17 protein-coding genes are annotated in these 21,155 nt (G+C 72.1%); 5 read left to right on the top strand and 12 right to left on the bottom strand.

Features of this window, described 5'->3' with window-relative positions; all coding sequences use genetic code 11:
• Positions 1-27: 27 nt before the first annotated feature.
• From cimA to ureA, 6 genes are all read right to left on the bottom strand, one after another.
• Positions 28-1,632 (bottom strand): citramalate synthase, encoded by a 1,605-nt coding sequence (gene cimA / locus ACFU97_RS31290; protein WP_384263391.1) that lies wholly within the window; start codon positions 1,630-1,632, stop codon positions 28-30.
• Positions 1,633-1,961: 329 nt separating this feature from the next.
• Positions 1,962-4,058: a hypothetical protein gene (locus ACFU97_RS31295; RefSeq protein WP_384263393.1), complete on the bottom strand. Its 2,097-nt coding sequence runs from the start codon at positions 4,056-4,058 to the stop codon at positions 1,962-1,964.
• A gap of 124 nt (positions 4,059-4,182) precedes the next feature.
• Positions 4,183-4,782, bottom strand: a complete 600-nt coding sequence (locus ACFU97_RS31300; protein ID WP_384263396.1) for a TetR/AcrR family transcriptional regulator — start codon at positions 4,780-4,782, stop codon at positions 4,183-4,185.
• A 10-nt stretch (positions 4,783-4,792) separates the two neighbouring features.
• Complete coding sequence (locus ACFU97_RS31305; RefSeq protein ID WP_384263398.1) at positions 4,793-5,833, bottom strand: agmatine/peptidylarginine deiminase; 1,041 nt, start codon at positions 5,831-5,833, stop codon at positions 4,793-4,795.
• Between the two features lie 10 nt (positions 5,834-5,843).
• Positions 5,844-7,553 carry an urease subunit alpha gene (locus ACFU97_RS31310; protein ID WP_384263400.1) on the bottom strand — a complete coding sequence of 570 codons (1,710 nt, stop codon included), beginning with the start codon at positions 7,551-7,553 and terminating at the stop codon, positions 5,844-5,846.
• A complete protein-coding gene (gene ureA / locus ACFU97_RS31315; RefSeq protein WP_384263403.1) occupies positions 7,550-8,254 on the bottom strand; it encodes an urease subunit gamma in 705 nt (234 codons plus the stop codon). Before ureA ends, ACFU97_RS31310 begins: the two co-directional genes overlap by 4 nt.
• Positions 8,255-8,400: 146 nt before the next feature.
• Between ureA and ACFU97_RS31320 the strand changes: the two genes are divergently transcribed.
• Complete coding sequence (locus tag ACFU97_RS31320; RefSeq protein WP_384263405.1) at positions 8,401-9,846, top strand: cytosine permease; 1,446 nt, start codon at positions 8,401-8,403, stop codon at positions 9,844-9,846.
• A 59-nt stretch (positions 9,847-9,905) separates the two neighbouring features.
• Here the strand turns inward: ACFU97_RS31320 and ACFU97_RS31325 are convergent, their stop codons facing one another.
• The gene (locus tag ACFU97_RS31325) at positions 9,906-10,994 is read right to left on the bottom strand and encodes a branched-chain amino acid aminotransferase (protein WP_384263408.1); all 1,089 of its coding nucleotides are present in this window, start codon (positions 10,992-10,994) and stop codon (positions 9,906-9,908) included.
• 250 nt (positions 10,995-11,244) lie between these two features.
• Positions 11,245-12,288, bottom strand: coding sequence for a 3-isopropylmalate dehydrogenase (locus ACFU97_RS31330; RefSeq protein ID WP_384263410.1), 1,044 nt, complete (start codon positions 12,286-12,288; stop codon positions 11,245-11,247).
• A gap of 142 nt (positions 12,289-12,430) precedes the next feature.
• Between ACFU97_RS31330 and ACFU97_RS31335 the strand changes: the two genes are divergently transcribed.
• Positions 12,431-13,990, top strand: a complete 1,560-nt coding sequence (locus ACFU97_RS31335) for a purple acid phosphatase family protein (RefSeq protein WP_384263413.1) — start codon at positions 12,431-12,433, stop codon at positions 13,988-13,990.
• 31 nt (positions 13,991-14,021) lie between these two features.
• Here the strand turns inward: ACFU97_RS31335 and ACFU97_RS31340 are convergent, their stop codons facing one another.
• Complete coding sequence (locus ACFU97_RS31340; RefSeq protein ID WP_016432484.1) at positions 14,022-14,150, bottom strand: hypothetical protein; 129 nt, start codon at positions 14,148-14,150, stop codon at positions 14,022-14,024.
• 350 nt (positions 14,151-14,500) lie between these two features.
• Here ACFU97_RS31340 and ACFU97_RS31345 point away from each other — a divergent pair, with 350 nt between their 5' ends.
• Both ACFU97_RS31345 and ACFU97_RS31350 read left to right on the top strand, forming a co-directional pair.
• Entirely contained in the window at positions 14,501-15,448 is a 948-nt protein-coding gene (locus ACFU97_RS31345) for an NADP-dependent oxidoreductase (protein WP_384263415.1), read from the top strand.
• Between the two features lie 31 nt (positions 15,449-15,479).
• Entirely contained in the window at positions 15,480-15,686 is a 207-nt protein-coding gene (locus tag ACFU97_RS31350; protein WP_384263418.1) for a DUF5988 family protein, read from the top strand.
• A 66-nt stretch (positions 15,687-15,752) separates the two neighbouring features.
• Here the strand turns inward: ACFU97_RS31350 and pruA are convergent, their stop codons facing one another.
• Both pruA and ACFU97_RS31360 read right to left on the bottom strand, forming a co-directional pair.
• Positions 15,753-17,384, bottom strand: a complete 1,632-nt coding sequence (gene pruA / locus ACFU97_RS31355; RefSeq protein WP_384263421.1) for an L-glutamate gamma-semialdehyde dehydrogenase — start codon at positions 17,382-17,384, stop codon at positions 15,753-15,755.
• 62 nt (positions 17,385-17,446) lie between these two features.
• Entirely contained in the window at positions 17,447-18,373 is a 927-nt protein-coding gene (locus tag ACFU97_RS31360; protein WP_384263423.1) for a proline dehydrogenase family protein, read from the bottom strand.
• Positions 18,374-18,501: 128 nt separating this feature from the next.
• Here ACFU97_RS31360 and ACFU97_RS31365 point away from each other — a divergent pair, with 128 nt between their 5' ends.
• Positions 18,502-19,704 carry a PucR family transcriptional regulator gene (locus tag ACFU97_RS31365; protein WP_384263426.1) on the top strand — a complete coding sequence of 401 codons (1,203 nt, stop codon included), beginning with the start codon at positions 18,502-18,504 and terminating at the stop codon, positions 19,702-19,704.
• On the opposite strand, the gene ACFU97_RS31370 is transcribed toward ACFU97_RS31365, so the two are convergent.
• Positions 19,705-21,117: a PLP-dependent aminotransferase family protein gene (locus ACFU97_RS31370; RefSeq protein ID WP_384263428.1), complete on the bottom strand. Its 1,413-nt coding sequence runs from the start codon at positions 21,115-21,117 to the stop codon at positions 19,705-19,707.
• Positions 21,118-21,155 lie beyond the last annotated feature (38 nt).

Genomic DNA, 21,155 nt, shown 5'->3' on the forward strand with positions numbered 1-21,155 from the left:
CACCGGGGTGGTGCCCGAGGGGCGTTGCTACGCCGCCGGCTCCACCCCGGCCCGCAGCAGGCCGTAGGTGTACGCGTCCTCCAGGGCCTGCCACGACGCCGCGATGACGTTCTCCGCGACGCCCACCGTGGACCACTCGCCCGTGCCGTCCGAGGTGGAGATCAGCACGCGGGTGGTGGACTGGGTGCCGTGCACGCCTTCGAGGATGCGGACCTTGTAGTCGACGAGGTCGAGCTTGGCGAGCTGCGGGTAGATCTTCTCCAGCGCGACGCGCAGGGCGCGGTCCAGGGCGTTGACCGGGCCGTTGCCCTCCGCGGTGGCGACGATGCGCTCGCCCTTGGCGTAGAGCTTGACCGTGGCCTCGTTGGCGTGGGTGCCGTCGGGGCGGTCCTCGACGATGGCCCGCCAGGACTCGACCTCGAAGTAGCGCAGCGGCTTGCCCTGCACCTCGGCGCGCAGCAGGAGCTCGAAGCTCGCGTCCGCCGCCTCGTAGGTGTAGCCCTTGAGCTCGCGCTCCTTGACCCGCTCGACCACCCGGCCGACCAGTTCGCGGTCGCCGCCCAGGTCGACGCCGAGCTCCTTGCCCTTGAGCTCGATGGAGGCACGGCCCGCCATGTCGGACACGAGCATCCGCATGGTGTTGCCGACCAGCTCCGGGTCGATGTGCTGGTAGAGGTCGGGGTCGACCTTGATGGCGGAGGCGTGCAGGCCGGCCTTGTGAGCGAAGGCGGAGACGCCGACGTAGGGCTGGTGGGTGGAGGGCGTGAGGTTCACGACCTCGGCGATGGCGTGCGAGATCCGGGTCATCTCCCGCAGCGCGCCCTCGGGCAGGACCTTCTTGGCGTATTTCAGCTCCAGGGCCGCGACGACCGGGAAGAGGTTGGCGTTGCCGACCCGCTCGCCGTAGCCGTTGGCGGTGCACTGCACGTGGGTGGCGCCCGCGTCCACGGCGGCGAGGGTGTTGGCGACCGCGCAGCCGGTGTCGTCCTGCGCGTGGATGCCGAGCCGGGCTCCCGTGTCCGCCAGGACCGTGGAGACGACCGCCTGCACCTGCGCCGGCAGCATGCCGCCGTTGGTGTCGCAGAGGATCACCACGGAGGCGCCGGCCTCCGAGGCGGCCCGTACGACGGCCTTGGCGTACTCGGGGTTGGCGCGGTAGCCGTCGAAGAAGTGCTCGCAGTCGACGAAGACCCGGCGGCCCTGCTCGCGCAGGTAGGAGACGGTGTCGCGGACCATCTCCAGGTTCTCCTCCAGGGTGGTGCGCAGCGCGAGTTCGACGTGCCGGTCGTGGGACTTGGCGACCAGGGTGATCACCTCGGCGCCCGAGTCCAGGAGCGCCTTGACCTGCGGGTCCTCGGAGGCCTTCGCGCCGGCGCGGCGGGTCGCGCCGAAGGCGACCAGGCGGGCGTGCCGGAAGTCGATCTCCTGGCGGGCGCGCGCGAAGAACTCGGTGTCCCGCGGGTTGGCGCCGGGCCAGCCGCCCTCGATGAAGCCCACGCCGAAGTCGTCCAGGTGCCGTGCGATGGCCAGCTTGTCCGCCACGGTGAGGTTGATGCCCTCGCGCTGCGCGCCGTCGCGCAGCGTCGTGTCGAAGACGTGGAACGAGTCGTCGAGCTCGCTGGTTGCGGTCATGGTGTCAAGGCTCCTGCTGTTGGATCCCGCTGGATCTCGGTCAGTACCGGAATGACCGGCTCCACCGTCCCCAATGATCCCTCGCGCTTTACTCCCGGCTGAAGGTGGGCCAGAAAAGCGAAAAACCCCTCGCGGGTGCGAGAGGTCTGCGCGCGGGTCGAGGACGACGGTGTCCACCCGTACCTGGTCGTACGTGGCGGTCACTGCGGACCGGCGCGCCTGCTGCCAATAATCATGGCGAACGAGAGCACGGGGGCAGTCTGGCACATGTCGCCCCCGCGCTCACCGTCCGTCTCAGGATGCGAGCACTGCGCTGATCACCTCCCTGCTCACCGCGCCGTCCGCAGGAACACGTCCGACACCCCGTTGGTGTCCCCCCGCACCAGATCGGGCGAGGCCGACTCGAAGGCGACCACCGTGCCGTCGGCGTTGACGGAGGGGTGTCCGGCCGGGAGGTCGTTGCGGCCGCCCCAGCGGTCGACGCTGATCAACTGCCTTTTCCCGGTGGCCAGTTCGAGCAGGTATACGGCGCCTCGGGACGTGTAGGCGAGCCGCGCGCCGTTTCCGGAGAGCGAGGGCTGCGTGCCCTCGGCACGGGTCGTGGCCCCGGAGTCGAGATCACGGACGTAGATCCAGCGGCCCCGCTGGAAGGCGATCGTGCGGCCGTCCGCGCCGAGGGACGGCGCCGAGGCGTGGGCGGCGGCCGTCTCCAGGACGCCGGTGTCCAGATCGCGGACATGGACGCCGCCGCCCTGCTCGAAGGCGACGTACCGGCCGTCGTAGCTGATCGACGGGCCGCCCGCGGCGGGTCCCGCCGGATCGCTGACCACGTCGGTCGTGCCCCCGTTGAACCGGAAGCGGTAGACCCGCGGTTGGGGGTGCGGATCGGCGCCGGTGGCCGGCAGCGTGGCCGCGTAGGCGATCCACTGGCAGCTGGGGTCCACCACGGGCTGCCCCATCCAGCTGAAGCGGACGCCCTGGTAGGAGTCGAGACCGGTCAGCTTGCCCACCGAGCGGTTGCGGACGTAGACCTCGGGGCCGCCGTCGGAGGCGTGCGGTGCCACATAGCCGACCATGCGCCCGCTGTCGCAGGGCGTGCCCTCGCGCGCGGGGTCCTGGCCCGCCGAGTCGACCTGGCTGATGAAGCCGGACGCGTTCACGAACACGTCGCCCTGCGAGGTGAAGGTGACGACCTCGTCCTGCCCCATCACCGGGTCGTACGACGGGCCGGTGCGCTGCTGCCCGTCCCGCGTCGTGCTGATCCGCTCGGTGACGGACGGCATGGGGACCGGGTTCCTCGCGAGCTCGCCCCGGAAGACGAACACGTCCGCCTCTCCGTTGGTGTCGCCCGGCACCAGGTGGGACGCCTGCGAACCGAACGCCACCGCGCGCCCCTTGGCGGCCAGCGCCTCCGGCATGACCTGGGCGTCCGGCGTGAGCGCGGCTCCGCGCAGCCCCGTCCGCAGGTCCCGCACCCGGGTGCCGTCCTCGCCCGAGACCACGGCGTACCGGCCGTCCGCCGTGGCCGCGGAGACGCTGCCGTCGGCGATCCGCCGGGACGCGCCGGTGCGCAGGTCGTGGACGTACAGGCCGCCTTCGGCCTCGAGCAGGACCCGGCGGCCGTCCGCGGTGATACGCACCAGGTAGGCGGCGCCGAGCCCGCCGTCGACCTGGGTGCGCCCGCCCGTCGACCGGTCCTTGACGAAGACGTCGTTCGGATCGTCCTCGGAGCCGGTGCGGACCGAGTAGGCGACCCGCTCGCCGTCGCCGCTCACCGACGCGCTGCCCTTGGCGCCCTCCTCGGCGGGCGAGATCAGCGTGTCGGTGCCGGTGGCGGTGTCGCGGACGTACAGGAGCCGGCTGTTCTCCGGGCCGTTGCGGTTGCCGATGGTGTACGCGACGTGTGTGCCGTCCGGGCTGATCGACTGCACCCGGCCCAGCTCGTTGAAACCGGGCGGGTCGTCGGGCCACAGCCGCTGCGAGGTGCCGGTGGCGCTGTCGTACAGGTAGGGCGCCAGGAACCGGGTGCCCGCGGAGTAGCCGATCCGGCCGCCGTCGGCGCTCGGCACCGGCGAGCTGTAGGTGTAGCCGCCGCCCAGATCGATCCTGGTGAGACCGCCGGTGGCCGTGTCCTTGACCAGCAGGCACGGGAAGAACTCCGCACAGCCGAAGCCGGGCGCGTTTGACGTGAAGGCGACCCGGCGGCCGTCGGCGCTGACCGCGGCGCCGTCGGACGGCCCGTCGGCCTGGCTGCCGTCGGCGGCGGTGCTGACCCGCTCGACCCGCGGTGCGTGTGGTGCATGTGATGCATGTGATGCGTGCGGTGCGGCGGTCGCGCTCGGCGCGGTGGCCGCGACCACCGTGAGCAGCAGCGCCGCGCCTGCTGTCACCACGGCCGGTCTGCCGCGTGCGGCGGCTGTGGACATGCTTCCCCCCTGCATTCCCCGTGGACGCTTCTCCCCCGGCCCCGCGCCGGGGACACCCTTCGAGGCAAACGCACCACGGGACACAGGGTCAATCGGACGTATGGCGTACAACCCGGGTCGAAGGTCACGCGTCCGCGAGAAGCGACTCGTCCAGGAACTCCCTTACGTGGCCGAGAACTTGCGGCCGGTCGGTGCCGCGCAGCCCGATCGCCACATGGATGGAGAGGCCGTCCAGGAGCGCCCGCAGCCGGGCCGCGAAACGGTCGGGGTCCACCCGCCGGAACTCCCCCCGCGAGATCCCCTCCGCGATCAGCGCCACCAGGTCGCGGTGCCAGGCGCCCTCGATGGCGGCCTGCCGCTCGCGGGCGTCCGCCCCGGCGTTCTGCGAGCGGTTCCAGACCTCCAGCCACAGGGTCCAGTGCGGGTCGCGGTGGCCGTCGGGGACGTACAGGTCGACGTAGGCGTCGAGCCGCTCGCTGGCGGTGCCGGTGCGGCCCAGCAGCCGGCCGCGCTCCGCACCCAGCCGGCCCTCGCTCCACTCCAGGGTCCGCAGCAGCAGCTCGTCCTTGGAGCCGAAGTAGTAGAGGAGATGGCCGCTGCTCATCCCCACCTCCTGGCCGAGCGCCGCCATCGTGAGCTTCTCCAGGCCGCGCTCGGCGATCATCTCCATGGCGGCGGCGAGCACGTCCTCGCGCGGCGGGGCGTTCCTGCGCGCACCGGCCATGTCTCGGCTCCTAGATCCTCGGCTGCTGTTGCGTGATGCAGTGGATACCGCCACCACCCGCGAAGATCGTACGGGCGTCCACCAGCGTCACGGTCCGCTCGGGGAAAAGGCGGCGGAAGATCCCGGCCGCGATCTCGTCGCGCGGGTCGTCGAAGCCGCACAGCACGACGCCGCCGTTGCAGAGGTAGTGGTTGATGTAGGAGTAGTCGGCCCAGTGGCCGTCGGCCTCCAGGACGGTCGGGGCCGGGACCTCGACGACCTCCAGGCTGCGGCCGCGCGCGTCCTTCTGCGCCTTCAGCAGCCCGATGACCTCCTTGGTCACCTCGTGGTCCGGGTGCGCCGGGTCCGGCTGGGAGTGCGCGACCACGACGCCCGGGCGGGCGAACGCGGCGACGATGTCGACGTGCCCGAGGGTGCCGAAGCCGTGCGGGGGGTAGTCGCCGGTGAGGCCGCGCGGCAGCCAGACGGCCTTGCGGGTGCCGAGCATCGCGTGGATCTCCGCCTCGACCTCCTCCTTCGACCAGCCCGGGTTGCGCTCGGGGCCGAGCTGCACGGTCTCGGTCAGCAGCACGGTCCCCTCGCCGTCGACGTGGATCGCGCCGCCCTCGTTGACGAGCTTGGAGGCGTACGTCCTGGTGGAGCCCGCGAGGTCGGAGACGTACGCGGCGATCTTCGCGTCGTGCTCCCAGCGGGCCCACTCCTGGGCGCCCCAGCCGTTGAACGTCCAGTCCACGGCGGCGAGTTCACGGCCGTTGGTGAGGAAGGTGGGCCCGATGTCCCGCATCCAGGCGTCGTCGAGCTCGCGCTCGACGGTGTCGACCCCGGGGCCGAGCAGCGTCTGCGCGGCCGCCGACTGGCCGGGGCCGCACACGACGGTGACCGGTTCGAAGCGCAGGACGGCGCGGGCGACGGAGGCCCAGGCCATACGGGAGGCGAGGAGGTCGTCCGGGTCCTCGAAGGTGGTGTTGGGGCCGGGCCACGCCATCCAGGTGCGCTCGTGCGGCATCCATTCGGCGGGCATCCGGAAGCCGTCGGAGGCGGCCTTGTCCATGCTGGGGTCCTTAGAGGAAGTAGAGGCGGTTGAGGGGGACCGAGTCGGCGGGCTCCGAGCGGATCGGCTCGCCGTCGAGCGTGACGAGACCCGTGCGCCGGTCCACGTCGACCGCTCCGGTACGGGAGTTGAGACGCAGGTCGGCGGGGCCGATGCCGCGGGTTCCGCGGACGGCGACCCGCCTTCTGCGCGTCGGCATCGAGTCGCCTCCCTGGTCGAGGGCGGCCTGCGCCACGAAGGCCACCGAGATGTCGGCGGGGGTCGCGCCGTGGGCGCCGAACTGCGGTCCCAGGACGAGGGGTTCACAGGTGTCGGTGGCCGCGTTCGGGTCGCCGGTGACGCCGTAGGCCGGGAAGCCGGACTTGAGGACGAGCTGCGGCTTGGCGCCGAAGTACTCCGGGCTCCACAGCACGATGTCCGCCAGCTTGCCGACCTCGATCGAGCCCACCTCGTGCGCGAGCCCGTGCGCGATGGCCGGGTTGATGGTCAGCTTCGCCATGTAGCGCAGAACGCGCTCGTTGTCGTGCTCGTCCGGGGCGCCGAACTCGGCCTTCATCTTCCCGGCCATGGCGAAGGTGCGGCGGACCGTCTCGCCCGCCCGCCCCATGCCCTGCGCGTCGGACGAGGTGATGCCGATGGCGCCCAGGTCGTGCAGCACGTCCTCGGCGCCCATGGTGCCGGCGCGGATGCGGTCGCGGGCCATGGCCGCGTCGCCGGGCAGGTCGGTCTTCAGGTCGTGGACGGAGACGATCATGCCGTAGTGCTCGGCGACCGCGTCCCGGCCGAAGGGCAGGGTGGGGTTGGTGGAGGAGCCGATGACGTTCGCGACGCCGGCCATCTTCAGCACGTTCGGCACGTGCCCGCCGCCGCAGCCCTCGATGTGGAAGGCGTGGATGGTGCGGCCCTGAAGCACCTGGAGGGTGTCCTCGACCGACAGGCACTCGTTCAGGCCGTCGCTGTGCAGGGCGACCTGGACGTCGTGCTCCTCGGCGACACGCAGCGCGGTGTCCAGGGCGCGGGTGTGGGCGCCCATGTCCTCGTGCACCTTGAAGCCGCTCGCCCCGCCCTCGGCGAGCGCCTCGATCAGCGGGGCGTCGTGCGAGGACGAACCCCGGCCCAGGAAGCCGATGTTGACCGGCCAGGCGTCGAAGGCGCCGAAGGCGTGCTTCAGGGCCCACGGCGAGTTGACGCCGACGCCCCACACCGGCCCGAACTCCTGGCCGATGATCGTGGTCACGCCGGAGGCCAGCGAGGCCTCCATGATGCGCGGCGACAGCAGGTGGACGTGGGTGTCGACGGCGCCCGCGGTGGCGATCAGCCCTTCGCCGGAGACGATCGACGTGCCCGTGCCGACCACGACGTCGACCCCGTCGAGGGTGTCCGGGTTGCCGGCCCGCCCGATCGAGCAGATCCGGCCCTCCCGGATGCCGATGGACACCTTGCGGATGCCCTGCACCGCGTCGATCACGACGACGTTGCTGATGACGACGTCGCACGTCTCGCGCACGGCCGCCGCCTTGAGGTGCAGCCCGTCGCGCGCGGTCTTGCCGAAGCCGGCGAGGAACTCGTCGCCGTAGCGCTGGGAGTCGGACTCGACCCGGACCGTCAGCCCGGAGTCGCCGAGGCGGATGCGGTCGCCGGCGCGGGGTCCGTGGGTCGCGGCGTACTCGTACGGGGTGAGCCGGCGGGCTTCCGCCGGGTGGCCTCCGGGACGGCTCATCGCGCGGCCTCCTGATCAGTGGTCTCGGGTACGCCGAGGTAGCCGCAGGCGGCGGCGCGGCGCAGGGCCTCCTCGCGGGCACCGGGCGCGTCCAGCGGCCCGTCGACGAGACCGGCGAAGCCGACGGCGACGCGGGCGCCGCCGATGGGCACCAGGCCGACCTCCAGCGACTCCCCCGGCCCGAAGCGCACCGAGGCGCCCGCGGGCACCGCGAGCCGCATGCCGTAGGCCTCGCCGCGGGCGAAGTCCAGGCGCGGGTTGGCCTCGAAGAAGTGGAAGTGGGAGGTGACGGAGACCGGCACGGTGGCGGTGTTGGTGACCGCCACCCGCACCACCGGCTCGGGATCGCTGTGCTCGGGCCCCGGCAGCAGCGCGCCGGGCGCCTCGCTCCCCAGCCCGCCGCCGATCGGGTCGCTGACCACGGCGAGGCGCGAGCCGTCGTCGAAGACGGCCTCGACGTGCACCTCGGTGACGACGTCGGCGACGCCGGGCAGCACGTCGGCCGGGCCGAGCACCGAGCGGGCGCGCTCGACGGCCTCGGCCAGCCGGGCGCCGTCGCGGGCGGCCTCGCAGACGGTGTCCGCGATCAGCGCGGTCGCCTCCGGGACGTTGAGCCGCAGCCCGCGCGCGCGGCGGGCGCGGGCCAGCTCGGCGGCTCCGAAGAGCAACAGCCGGTCACGCTCCGTGGGGGTCAGTCTCACGCCACGACACCTCCTTGCCTTCCTGGAATTAGAACAACACTCTAAACACCACATCCGCAAGCCCATGGCATTGACGCAGCACGGGCGACACGTCACATTGAACGTCGCTCAAACTTCAAGAGGCGGCCGATCGAAGGAGACCAGCCATGCCGATAGAACAGCGCGGAGTCGACACCATCCCCGACGAGGAACGCACCAGCGGTCCCCGCGACCTCGTGTCGATCCTGCTCGGTTCCAACCTCTGTCTGGGCGTGATCATCTTCGGCTGGCTGCCGCCGTCGTTCGGCCTCGACTGGTGGGGCTCGCTGAGCTCGATCGTCGTGGGCACCCTGGCCGGTACGGCGCTGACGGCCCCGCTCGCGCTGATCTCGCTGCGCACGGCGACGAACCTCTCCACCTCCTCCGGCGCGCAGTTCGGCGTGCGCGGCCGGCTGGTCGGCTCGGTCGTCGGCCTGCTGCTGGCCCTCGGCTACACCGCGCTGACCGTCTGGATCGGCGGCGACGTGATGGTGAGCGTCCTCGGCCGCCTCTTCGGCCTGCCGGAGAACGGCGCCTCCTACGCCGTCGTCTACGCCCTGCTGGCCGCGGCGACCGTGGCCGGAGCGGTGTACGGCTACCGCGTCCTGCTCACCATGTCCCGCGTCCTGGCCATCGGCATGACGGCGCTGCTGATCCTGGGCGTCGTCGCGTACGGCCCGCACTTCACGACCTCGGCGCTGCCCGGGGCCGGCGGCTACCTGCTGGGCGGCTTCTGGCCGACCTGGTTCCTGGCCACGGTGGCGGCGGGCCTGTCCGGCCCGATCGCCTTCATCACCCTGCTCGGCGACTACACCCGCTACATCTCCCCGGCCCGCCACGCCTCGCGCCGGGTCCTGCACGCCACCTGGCTCGGACTGATCCTCGGCCTGCTGGTCCCCCAGCTCTTCGGCACCTTCACGGCGTTCGCGGCACGCGCGGCGACGGACTACGCGGGCCCGCTGGTCTCGGCGTCCCCCACCTGGTACCTGATCCCGCTGCTGCTGTCGGCCTCCGCCGGCTCGGTCGGCAACGCGGGCCTGATGCTCTACTCCATGGGCCTCGACCTGGACGCCATCCTCCCGCGCGCGTCCCGCGCCCGCGCCACCTACACGGTCGCGATCGTCGCGACGGCCTGCGTCTTCGTCGGCCACTACTACTCCAGCGCCCAGGACGCGATGACGTCCTTCGTGCTGCTCCTGACGGCCATCGGCACCCCCTGGGCGGTCATCACCCTGATCGGCTTCGTCCGCTGCCGCGGTGTGTACGACGCGGACGCCCTCCAGGTGTTCAACCGGCGCTCGCGGGGCGGCGTCTACTGGTACCGGGCCGGCTGGAACGTCCGCGCCGTCGTCTCCTGGGCGCTGGGCGCGACGGTCGGGCTGCTCGCCGTCTCCCTGCCCTCCTACGAAGGCCCGCTGCTGTCCCTGACGGGCGGGGTGGACTGCAGCTTCCTGCTCTCGGGGCTGGTCGGCGGCGTGGTGTACCTGCTGCTGACGGTGACCGTGGCGCGGACGGCCGGGGCCGCCCCGGACGGTGCGTCCGAGGCGGCCCCCAAGGTGTCCAGCGGCCTCTAGGGCCTGCCGCGAAAGTCCCGCCAGCCCGTCGGGCGGACGACGGGACTTTCGCGACAGCCCTAGCCGAGCTTGTGCATCCAGCCGTGCGCGTCGTCCGCCGTGCCGCGCTGGATGTTCAGCAGGGCCTCCCGGAGGCGGACGGTGACCTCGCCGGGCTCGCCGCCCGACTGCTGCCACTCGGTGCCCTCGCGCTTGACCGTGCCGACCGGGGTGATGACGGCGGCGGTGCCGCAGGCGAAGACCTCGGTGAGGGTGCCGTTCTCGGCGTCGCGCTGCCACTGGTCGATGGAGACGCGGCCCTCCTCGGACGTGTAGCCGAGGTCGCGGGCGACGGTGAGGAGGCTGTCGCGGGTGACGCCCTCGAGGATGGAGCCGGTGAGGGCCGGCGTGATGATCTTGTCGCCGTAGACGAAGTACAGGTTCATCCCGCCGAGTTCCTCGACCCACTTGTGCTCGACCGCGTCGAGGTAGCAGACCTGGTCGCAGCCCTTGGCGGCGGCCTCGGCCTGGGCGAGCAGGGAGGCGGCGTAGTTGCCGCCGGTCTTGGCGTCGCCCATGCCGCCGGGGACGGCGCGGACACGGTCCTCGGAGAGCCAGATGGAGACCGGCTTGACGCCGCCCGGGAAGTAGGCGCCGGCCGGGGAGGCGATGACCAGGAAGAGGTACTCGTTGGCGGGCTTCACGCCCAGGCCGACCTCCGTCGCGATCATGAACGGGCGCAGGTACAGGGACTCCTCGCCGCCGTGCGCGGGCACCCAGGTCTTGTCCTGCTGGACCAGGGCGTCGCACGCCTCGATGAACATCTCCACCGGCAGCTCGGGCATGCCCAGGCGGTGCGCGGAGCGCTGGAAGCGCTCGGCGTTCTTCTCCGGGCGGAAGGTGGCGACGGAGCCGTCGGGCTGGCGGTAGGCCTTCAGACCCTCGAAGATCTCCTGCGCGTAGTGCAGGACCATCGTGGCGGGGTCGATCGAGAGCGGGGCGTACGGGACGAGCTGGCCGTCGTGCCAGCCACGGCCCTCGGTCCACTTGATCGTCACCATGTGATCGGTGAAGTGGCGGCCGAACCCGGGGTTCGCCAGGATCGCCGCGCGCTCGGCGTCGGAGAGCGGGCTGGCGGAGGGCTTGAGCTCGATCGTGGGCGTCGTCATGAGTGGTTGTCCTTCACCGGTTGTGTGTGACGGGCCGCGCTCACGCCCGCACTGGCCGTGGCCAGTAGTAGGACGTCCGAGCATTGCCTCATCCGCGGCTCCGCGTTCGATTATCGCAAGCGGGGAACCATGGACGAAAACGGCGTGAAAGCGGCCCAGGGATGATGGTGGCACCCGGCGGGGACAGAGCGAAAGCCGCCGGGTGCGGATGCGACCCGGCGGCTTCGAATGAATTCGAGGGGCAGGCGGGTCAGCCGGCTACTCGTACGGCCAGCGCGTCGCCGATCTCCGACGTGCTGCGGGCGGGCTTGCCGGTGCGCTCGGCCAGGTCGGTGGAGACCGCCTCGTCGATACGGGCGGCCTCGGCCTCGTAGCCGAGGTGACGCAGGAGCAGGGCGACGGACAGCACCGTGGCGGTGGGGTCGGCCTTGCCCTGGCCCGCGATGTCCGGGGCCGAGCCGTGGACCGGCTCGAACATGGACGGGAACTCGCCGGAGGGGTTGATGTTCCCGCTCGCGGCGACGCCGATGCCGCCGGAGACGGCCGCGGCGAGATCGGTGACGATGTCGCCGAAGAGGTTGTCGGTGACGATCACGTCGAACCGCTCGGGCTGCGTGACCAGGTAGATGGTCGCCGCGTCCACGTGCATGTACTCGGTGGTGACCTCGGGGAACTCCGCGGCCACCTTGTTGAAGATGTTCGTCCACAGGTGACCCGCGAACGTCAGCACGTTGTTCTTGTGGATCAGCGCGAGCTTCTTGCGCGGACGGGCCTGGGCGCGTGCGAAGGCGTCCCGGACGACCCGCTCGACACCGAAGGCCGTGTTCACGGAGACCTCGGTGGCGACCTCGTGCGGGGTGCCCTTGCGGATCGTGCCGCCGTTGCCCGTGTAGGGGCCCTCGGTGCCCTCGCGGACCACGACGAAGTCGATGCTCGGCTCACCGGCGAGCGGGGTGGCCACCCCCGGGAGGAGCTTCGACGGACGCAGGTTGACGTGGTGGTCGAAGGCGAAGCGGAGCTTGAGCAGGAAGCCGCGCTCCAGGACGCCGGAGGGGACCGACGGGTCGCCGATGGCGCCGAGCAGAATGGCGTCGTGCCGCTTCAGCGCGTCGAGGTCGGCGTCGGTGAGGGTCTCACCGGTGGCGTGGTAGCGCCGGGCGCCGAAGTCGAACTCCTTGGTCTCCAGCTTCACATCCTGCGGGAGGACGGCGGAGAGGACCTTGAGGCCTTCGGCCACGACTTCCTGCCCGATGCCGTCACCGGGGATCACTGCGAGATCGATGCTGCGAGACATGTCCGCACCCTACTCCTCGTCCCATGGGATGACATGCCGTGTCCGCGATACGGACATGGCCGCGCCTCGCGGCCCCGACCGGTCACCGCGCGTTCACCCGTACGCCTGGCGGGTGTTGGGATGCGATGGGAAGTTGCCTTGCATGGACCTCCCCGACTTCGGCATCCCGCCGCAGCTCGCGAGCCGCATGAGCATGGCCGAGCAGCACGAGTACCTGCGCACACGGCTGATGCGGCGCAGCACGCTGGTGACGGCGGGGACGGTGGCGGCGGGCGGGCTGCTGGCCGGCTGCGGCGGCTCCGGGACCCGGAGTCCGGCGACCCCCTCGCCCGCCACCTCGACGGTGCACGGCTCGCTCGTCTCCCCCTTCGGGCGCCATCTCGCCTTCGGCGCCGACCCGAAGACGCAGATGCGGATCTCCTGGCAGGTGCCGCTCGCGGTGCGGCGGCCGTACGTGCGCATCGGCCTGAAGCCCGAAGACCTGGGCCGGCGGATCGGGGCCGAGGTCCGCGGCCTGCACACGCCGGGCGTGACGGGCGTGCGCCCGGCGCTGGAGCAGTACTACCTGCACGCCGCCCTGGACGGCCTGCACCCCGGCACGACGTACTACTACGGCGTCGGCCACGACGGCTTCGACCCGGCCTCCGCCGCGCACCGCTCGACCGTCGGCTCCTTCCGTACGGCGCCGGCGGCCCCGCGCTCGTTCGTGTTCACGGCCTTCGGCGACCAGGGGGTGAGCCGGGCGGCGGCCGCCAACGACCATGTGGTGCTCCGTCAGAAGCCCGCCTTCCACCTGCACGCCGGCGACATCTGCTACGCCGACACCAACGGCCAGGGCAGGACGACGGACGGCTACGACCCGGCCTACTGGGACCTGTTCCTCAAGCAGAACGAGCCGGTGGCGAGGTCCGTGCCATGGATGGTGACGACCGGCAACCACGACATGGAGGCGTGGTACTCGCCGGACGGCTACGGCGGCCAGCTGGCGCGCTGGTCCCTGCCGGACAGCGGCTTCGACGCGCGCACCGCGCCCGGCGTCTACTCCTTCGTCTACGGCAACGTCGCCTTCGTGGCGCTGGACGCGAACGACGTGTCGTACGAGATCCCCGCCAACCTCGGCTGCACCGGCGGCCGGCAGACGAAGTGGCTGGACCAGGAGCTCGGCCGGCTGCGGGCGACGGCGCAGGTGGACTTCGTCGTCGTCTTCTTCCACCACTGCGCCTACTCGACGTCCACGCACGCCTCCGACGGCGGCGTGCGCGCCGCGTGGCTGCCGCTGTTCGCAAGGCACCAGGTGGACCTGGTGATCAACGGCCACAACCACGTCTACGAGCGGACGGACGCCATCAGGAACGGCGGGGTCGGCAGGCCCGTGCCGATCGGCGCCTCCACCGACCCGACGCGGGACGGCATCGTGTACGTCACGGCGGGCGGCGGCGGCCGGGACCTGTACGGGTTCCCGCCGGGCGTGCGGGAGAGCTACGAGGGGCACGTCACGCGCCACGAGGCCGTCGACACCTTCCGGTGGACGAAGGCGAAGGCCGCCGTGAAGGAGACCGCGGAGTGGTCGCGTGTGCGCTACCGCGGCTTCTCGCTCCTGTCCGTCGAGGCGCACAGTGGGGCGAAGCCCGCGCTGAAGGTGTCGGCGCTCACCGACGAGGGCGAGCGCATCGATCACTTCGAGGTGCGGCGCGGCGCCTGAGCCCGCGCCCCACCTCGTTGATCGCCGCTGCTCAGTGGCCCGTCGAGCCGCCGTTGTCCCTGCGGTCCAGGGCGCGCTGGAGCGCGGCGGCGGCGTTCTTGCGGTCGGACTCGCTCGTACGGGAGAGGTGACGGCGGCGGCGGGCGGTCGTCTCGGCCATGGGAAATCGACTCCTTCGACATCCGGGAGTGCGGAACAAGGGGTTACGAGACGCCGGGTGGTGGCGGGGAGCGGTGCCGCAGGGGTTGCCTGCACGGGGCCCGGCTCACGACCGCCATTCGCTTGGTCGAGCGAGACGTTCGGCTCCTACAAAAGTAAGGGACCGTTCCCGGTCTGTCTCCACAGTTAGTCGGACTTCCTACTATCTGAGACGGTGGATTGGCTCACACCGCGCTGACCTGCGCTTTCGAGGTCGGCGCTCGAAGGGGGTGCCCAACCCCGCCCGCCGGAGCACGATGGAGGCAGGCGGCCGCGCACCGCCGCCCGGTCCGGATCCGGGAGGGAGACCCGATGACCACGGAACGTCCCCGCACGCAGGCGATGACCCAGCACCGGTTCGGCGGCCCCGAGGTCCTGGAGCCGGAGGTACGGCCGCGCCCCGCGCCCGCCCCGGGCGAGATCCTGCTCCGGGTGCGCGCGGCCGGCGTCAACCCCGTGGACCTCCTGATCCGTTCGGGCACCGCGCCCCTGTACGGCGACCCGCCCTTCACCCTCGGCCGCGACGTCTCCGGCACCGTGGAGGCGGTCGGCGCCGAGGTCACCGGCCTCCGCCCGGGCGACGAGGTCTTCGGCATGGTCGACTCCGGCGGGTACGCCACCCATGTCACCGCCCCGGCCGCCTACTTCGCGCCGAAGCCCGCCACGCTCGACCACGTGCACGCCGCCGCGGCGCCCACGGCCGTGCTCACCGCCTGGCAGGCCCTGATCGACGTCGCGCGGGCCGGCCCCGGCACCCGCGTCCTGATCCACGCGGCGGCCGGCGGCGTCGGCCATGTGGCGGTGCAACTGGCCAAGGCGGAGGGCGCGTACGTCGTCGCGACGGCCCGCGGCGACCGGCACGGCTTCCTGCGCGACCTCGGTGCGGACGAGCTGATCGACTACACGGTCACCGACTTCACCGAGGCCGTGCACGGCATCGACGCCGCACTGGACCTGATCGGCGGCGACTACGGCCCGCGCACGCTGGGCACCCTGCGGCCGGGCGGCCTGCTGATCTCGGCGGTCCCCGGCGACCTCGGCCTCGCGCCGGAGGAGGTGGAGGCCCGCGGGATGCGCTTCGTCGCCGTGCGGACGGACCCCTCCGGGGAGAGGCTGGCCAAGGCGGCGGCGCTCCTCGCGAACCACCGCGTCCGCGTCCACGTGGAGGCGGCGCTCCCCTTCGAGGAGGCGGCCAAGGCGCACGAGCTGGGCGAGGCGGGCCATGCCAAAGGCAGGCTCGTGCTGGTCCTGCCGGACTGACTCCGGACCGAACCGAGGAGAGGGAGAGGCCATGAACGACACGGCGAAGGCACTGCTCGAGGGCGGCCCGCGGGACCTGCCCGAACGGATCGTCCCGATCGCGGCCCCCGATGTGGACCTGAAGATCGAACTGCGCAACGGCTACGAGCACTTCCGGCACACGTCCCGGCAGGCGGAGACGCCCGAGGGGCCGCTGCCCGTGTACGAGTGGTGGGAGCGGACGGAGATGCCCGGCTGAGCGGACGAACGGGCCGGGTCGTGCGACCCGGCCCGTTCGTGCCTCCGACGCGTGTGTCCGCGGACCTCAGCCCATGTGCGGGTACGCGTAGTCGGTCGGCGGGACCAGCGTCTCCTTGATGGCGCGGGTCAGCGTCCAGCGCAGCAGGTTCTGCGGGGCGCCGGCCTTGTCGTTGGTGCCGGAGGCCCGGCCGCCGCCGAAGGGCTGCTGGCCGACGACGGCACCGGTCGACTTGTCGTTGATGTAGAAGTTGCCGGCCGCGTAGCGCAGCTTCTCCATCGTGTACGCGGCCGCCGCACGGTCGTTGGAGATGACCGAGCCGGTGAGGGCGTAGTCGGAGACCGACTCCATCTGCGTCAGCATCGCGTCGTACTCGTCGTCCTCGTAGACGTGCACGGCGAGGAACGGGCCGAAGTACTCGGTGCGGAAGACCTCGTTGTCCGGGTCGGTGCACTCGACGACGGTCGGGCGGACGAAGTAGCCGACCGAGTCGTCGTAGGAGCCGCCGGCGACGACGGTGCAGGCCGGGTCGGACTTGGCGCGGTCGATCGCGGCCTTGTTCTTGGCGAAGGCGCGCTCGTCGATCACGGCGCCGATGAAGTTCGACAGGTCCGTGACGTCACCCATGGTCAGGTAGTCGACCTCGGCAGCGAACTCCTCCTTGAAGCCGGAGTTCCAGATCGACGCCGGGATGTACGCCCGGGAGGTCGCCGAGCACTTCTGGCCCTGGTACTCGAAGGCACCGCGGGTCAGGGCGGTCTTCAGGACGGCGCGGTCGGCGCTCGGGTGGGCGACCAGGAAGTCCTTGCCGCCGGTCTCGCCGACCAGGCGCGGGTAGGTGCGGTACTTCTCGATGTTGTTGCCGACCGTCTTCCACAGGTACTGGAAGGTCTTGGTCGAGCCGGTGAAGTGGATGCCCGCGAGGTCCCGGTGCTCCAGGGCGACCTTGGAGACCTCGATGCCGTCGCCGGTGACGAGGTTGATGACGCCCTTGGGCAGGCCGGCCTCCTCCAGCAGCTGCATCAGCAGCACGGCGGCGTGGGTCTGCGTCGGGGACGGCTTCCAGACCACGACGTTGCCCATGAGGGCGGGGGCGGTCGGCAGGTTGCCCGCGATCGCGCTGAAGTTGAACGGCGTGATCGCGTAGACGAAGCCCTCCAGCGGGCGGTGGTCCATGCGGTTCCAGACGCCCGGGGAGTTGGCCGGCGGCTGCTCGGCCAGGATCTGGCGGGCGTAGTGGACGTTGAAGCGCCAGAAGTCGATCAGCTCGCAGGGGGAGTCGATCTCGGCCTGCTGGGCCGTCTTCGACTGGCCGAGCATGGTGGAGGCGGCGATGGTCTCGCGCCACGGGCCGGACAGCAGCTCGGCGGCGCGCAGGATGATCGCGGCGCGGTCGTCGAAGGACATCGCGCGCCAGGCGGGCGCCGCGGCGAGGGCCGCGTCGATCGCGTCCCGGGCGTCCTGACCGGTGGCGTGGTGCCCGGTGCCGATGACGGACTTGTGGTTGTGCGGCTGCACGACCTGGAAGGGCTCGCCGCCGCCGAGGCGCTTCTCCCCGCCGATGGTCATCGGCAGCTCGATCGGGTTCTCGGCCAGCTCCTTGAGCTTGGCCTCCAGCCGCGCGCGCTCGGGCGAGCCGGGGGCGTAGCCGTGCACCGGCTCGTTGACGGGGGTGGGGACCTGGGTCACAGCGTCCATGAGATCCGTAACTCCTTGTACGTGAGCGGATGTCGCGGGGAGGTGGGGGGAGGGTGGCTGCGTCAGCCCTTGCTGATCATGCTGCGGGCGAAGAAGCGCAGGTTGGCCGGCTTCTCGGCGAGCCGGCGCATGAAGTAGCCGTACCAGTCGGTGCCGTAGGCCGTGTAGACGCGCATGCGGTGGCCCTCGGCGGCCAGCCGCAGGTGCTCGTCGCCGCGGATGCCGTACAGCATCTGGAACTCGTACTCGTCGGGCTTGCGGCCGGCCCGGTGGGCGAGTTCCTGGGCGATGGAGATCAGGCGCGGGTCGTGGGAGCCGATCATCGGGTACCCCTCGCCGTCCATGAGGATCCGCAGGACGCGGACGTACGCCTTGTCGATCTCGTGCTTGTTCTGGTACGCGACCTCGGCGGGCTCCTTGTACGCGCCCTTCACCAGCCGCACCCGGCTGCCGGCCGCGGCGAGCCGGCGGGCGTCGGCCTCGGTGCGGAACAGGTAGGCCTGGATGACGCAGCCGGTCTGCGGGAAGTCCTTCCGCAGCTCCTCGTGGATGGCGAACATCGAGTCGAGGGTGGTGTGGTCCTCGGCGTCGAGCGTGACCGTGGTACCGATCGCCGCGGCGGCCTCGACGACCGGGCGGACGTTCGCCAGGGCCAGCTCGTGGCCGCCCCCCAGCGCCTGCCCGAACATCGACAGCTTCACGGACATCTCGACCCGCTCGCCCAGCTCCAGCTCCTTGAGCCGGTCGATGAGGGCCAGGTAGGCGTCGCGGGCGGCGTGGGACTGCTCGGGGGTGGTGATGTCCTCGCCGACGACGTCCATCGTCAGCTCCAGACCCCGGCCGGTGAGGTCTTCGATGATCGGCACGACGTCGTCGACGGACTCACCCGGGATGAAGCGGTCGACGACCTGCTTGGTCACCGGGGCCGCCGAGATCAGGCGTCGCATCCGGTCGCTGCGCGACGCGGCAAGAATCACGGGACCCAGCACGGGGCACCTCCACAAACCAGCAGATAGAACCACCGTGAAACCTAAGGATTGCTCCGATCGTCGACCATCGACAGCTGTCACGCATCCGTGCCACAGATCTCAGACATATGTATGAGGCGCCTGAGGAAATGCGCGAGAATGCGGGAGTGACGGCGGACTACAAAGGTGACTACCAGGAGCTGGTCGACGAGATCTCGGAGCTTCTGGGCGCCCCCGCGACCCTGGAGAGCCGGGACTTCGAGCTGATCGCCTTCGGCGCCTACGACAGTGAGGGCGACCTCGACGCCTCGGCCCTGGACCCGGTCCGCACCCGCTCGATCCTGACGCGCCGCTCCACCTCCGCCGTCCGCTCCTGGTTCGAGGGCTTCGGCATCACCCGGGCGACGGGCCCGGTCCGCATCCCGCCGACGCCCGAGGCGGGCGTGTACCGGGGACGCATCTGCCTCCCGGTACGCCATCGGGGTGTCGTCCTCGGCTACGTCTGGCTGCTGGACTCCGACCCGGGCCCGACCGAGCGGCAGCTGGCCGCGGCCATGGACGTGACCGTCCGCATCGGCGCCCTGCTCGCGGACGAGGCCCAGCACGGGGCGGATCTGAGCCGCGAACTGCACGCCGTGCTGATCGCCGAGCGCGGCTGGCAGCAGGACATGGCGGTGGCGGAGCTGCGCACGGCGCTGGGCTCCCGCGCCGATGCCGCGCACACGGTGGTCTGCGTGACCCCCTGGCCGTCCGCCGACCCGGACGACGGGCCTTCGGTGCGTACGGTGCCGGGGGCGACGGCGCTGTGCACGGTGCCGTGGGGAACCGCGTCGCAGTCCCTCGCCCTGCTGGTGCGGCTGCGCTCGGCGGACGTCCTGACGCCGGCGACGTCGGCGGCCGGGCGGATGCTGGAGCGGGCACGGCAGCTGGACCGCGAGGCCACCGCGGCGGCCGGCATCGCCCCGGCGCGCACCGGTCTCGGGGAGCTGGCGACGGCTTGGCGGGAGGCGTCGGCGGCGGCACGTGCCGCACTCGCGGAACCGCGGCTCGGCCCGGTCGCGGAGTGGTCGCAGATCGGCCCCTTCCGCCTGCTGACCACGCTGCCGCCGGAGGTGTCCCACGACCCGGCGGTCGGCACCCTCCTCTCCCCCGCCCACCGCGAACTCGCGCGCACCGCCGAGATCTACCTGGACTGCGCGGGCCAGGCCGGCCGCACCGCCGCCGAACTGGGCATCCACCGCCAGACCCTCTACTACCGCCTCTCGCGCGTGGAGCAGCTCACGGGCCTCGACCTGGACGACGGCGAGGACCGGCTGCTGCTGCACATGGCACTGAAGGGCGCGCGGCTCTAACTACCGCCCGCCGTCGAGGAGTTCTGCGACCGCGCCGATCCCCTCGGCGATCGCACGCTCCGTCACGTTGCCGAAGCCCAGCACCAGTTGGGGCGGGGTCGGCGCCTTCGAGGTACGGCACTCGCTCATGCCGTACAGGCCCACCCCCCGCTCGCGCGCCGCCGCAACGACCGCCGCCTCCTCGACGCCCGCCGGCAGATGCGCCACCGCGTGGAAGCCCGCCGCGAGCCCCGACAGCCCTACGGACGGGGCGTGTTGGGCGAGGGCCGTGACGAGGGCGGTGCGGCGGCCCGCGTACGTCGTGCGCATGCGGCGCAGATGGCGGTCGTAGCGGCCGGACTCGATCAGGCGGGCGAGGGCGAGCTGGTCGAGGGCCGGTGAGCCGCGGTCGGCGATGCGCTTGAGGTCGGTCAGCGCGTCGGCGAGCGCGGGCGGGCACAGCAGCCAGCCCAGCCGCAGGGCCGGGGCGAGGGACTTGCTGACCGTGCCGACGGAGATCACGCGGTCGGCCGCCAGCCCCTGCAGGGAGCCCACCGGTTCGCGGTCGTAGCGGAACTCGGCGTCGTAGTCGTCCTCGATGACGTACGCGTCCCGGCGCTGCGCCCACTCGATCAGCGCGTGCCGGCGGTCGGGGGCCAGCACGACGCCCGTCGGCCACTGGTGGGCGGGCGTGACGATCACCGCGCGGGCTCCGGTGGCGTCCAGCGCCCGTACGTCGACGCCGGACCGGTCGACCGGTACCGGTACGGCCGTGAGGCCCGACGCCTGCGCGGCCGCACGCGCGGTCCCCGGGCCGCCCGGGTCCTCGTACGCCACGACCCGCACCCCCGTTCCCGCGAGGGCGCGCAGCGCGAGGCTCAGGCCCTGTGCGTAGCCGGAGCAGACGACGGTGCGGGCGGGGTCGGCGGCGGCCCCGCGCACCCGGCGCAGATACCCGGCCACCACCTCGCGCAGGGCCGAACTGCCGCGCGGATCGCCGTAGTCGAGGTCGGCGGTCGGCATGCCGCGGGCCGCCTCCCGGGTCGCCCACAGCCAGTCGGAGACCGGGAACGAGGCCAGGTCCGGCACACCGTGCCGGAAGTCGGCGACCATCCGGGGCCGGGTCTCGGGCCGGGGCGCCGCGGGGACCGGCTCCACCTGGGCGCAGGCCGCGACCCGGGTGGCGGAGCCGACCCGGGTGACGAGGTAGCCCTCGGCCTGGAGCTGGGCGTAGCAGTCCTGGACGAGACCGCGGGACAGGCCCAGGATGCGGGCGAGCTCACGGGAGGAGGGGAGGCGCTCGCCGGCCTGGAGCCGGCCCGTGCGGATCGCGTCGCGCAGCTGCCCCTCCAGCTGGGCGCACAGACGGTCCCCGCTGTCCCGGTCGACGGTCAGGAGCAGCTCGGGTGACAAACCGGCCCACTGCACTGGCATGGAATTGGAGCTTAGCGGGGAGCCGGTCGATCCCTAAC

It is taken from the genome of Streptomyces sp. NPDC057616, assembly GCF_042800575.1.
Classification (GTDB): domain Bacteria; phylum Actinomycetota; class Actinomycetes; order Streptomycetales; family Streptomycetaceae; genus Streptomyces.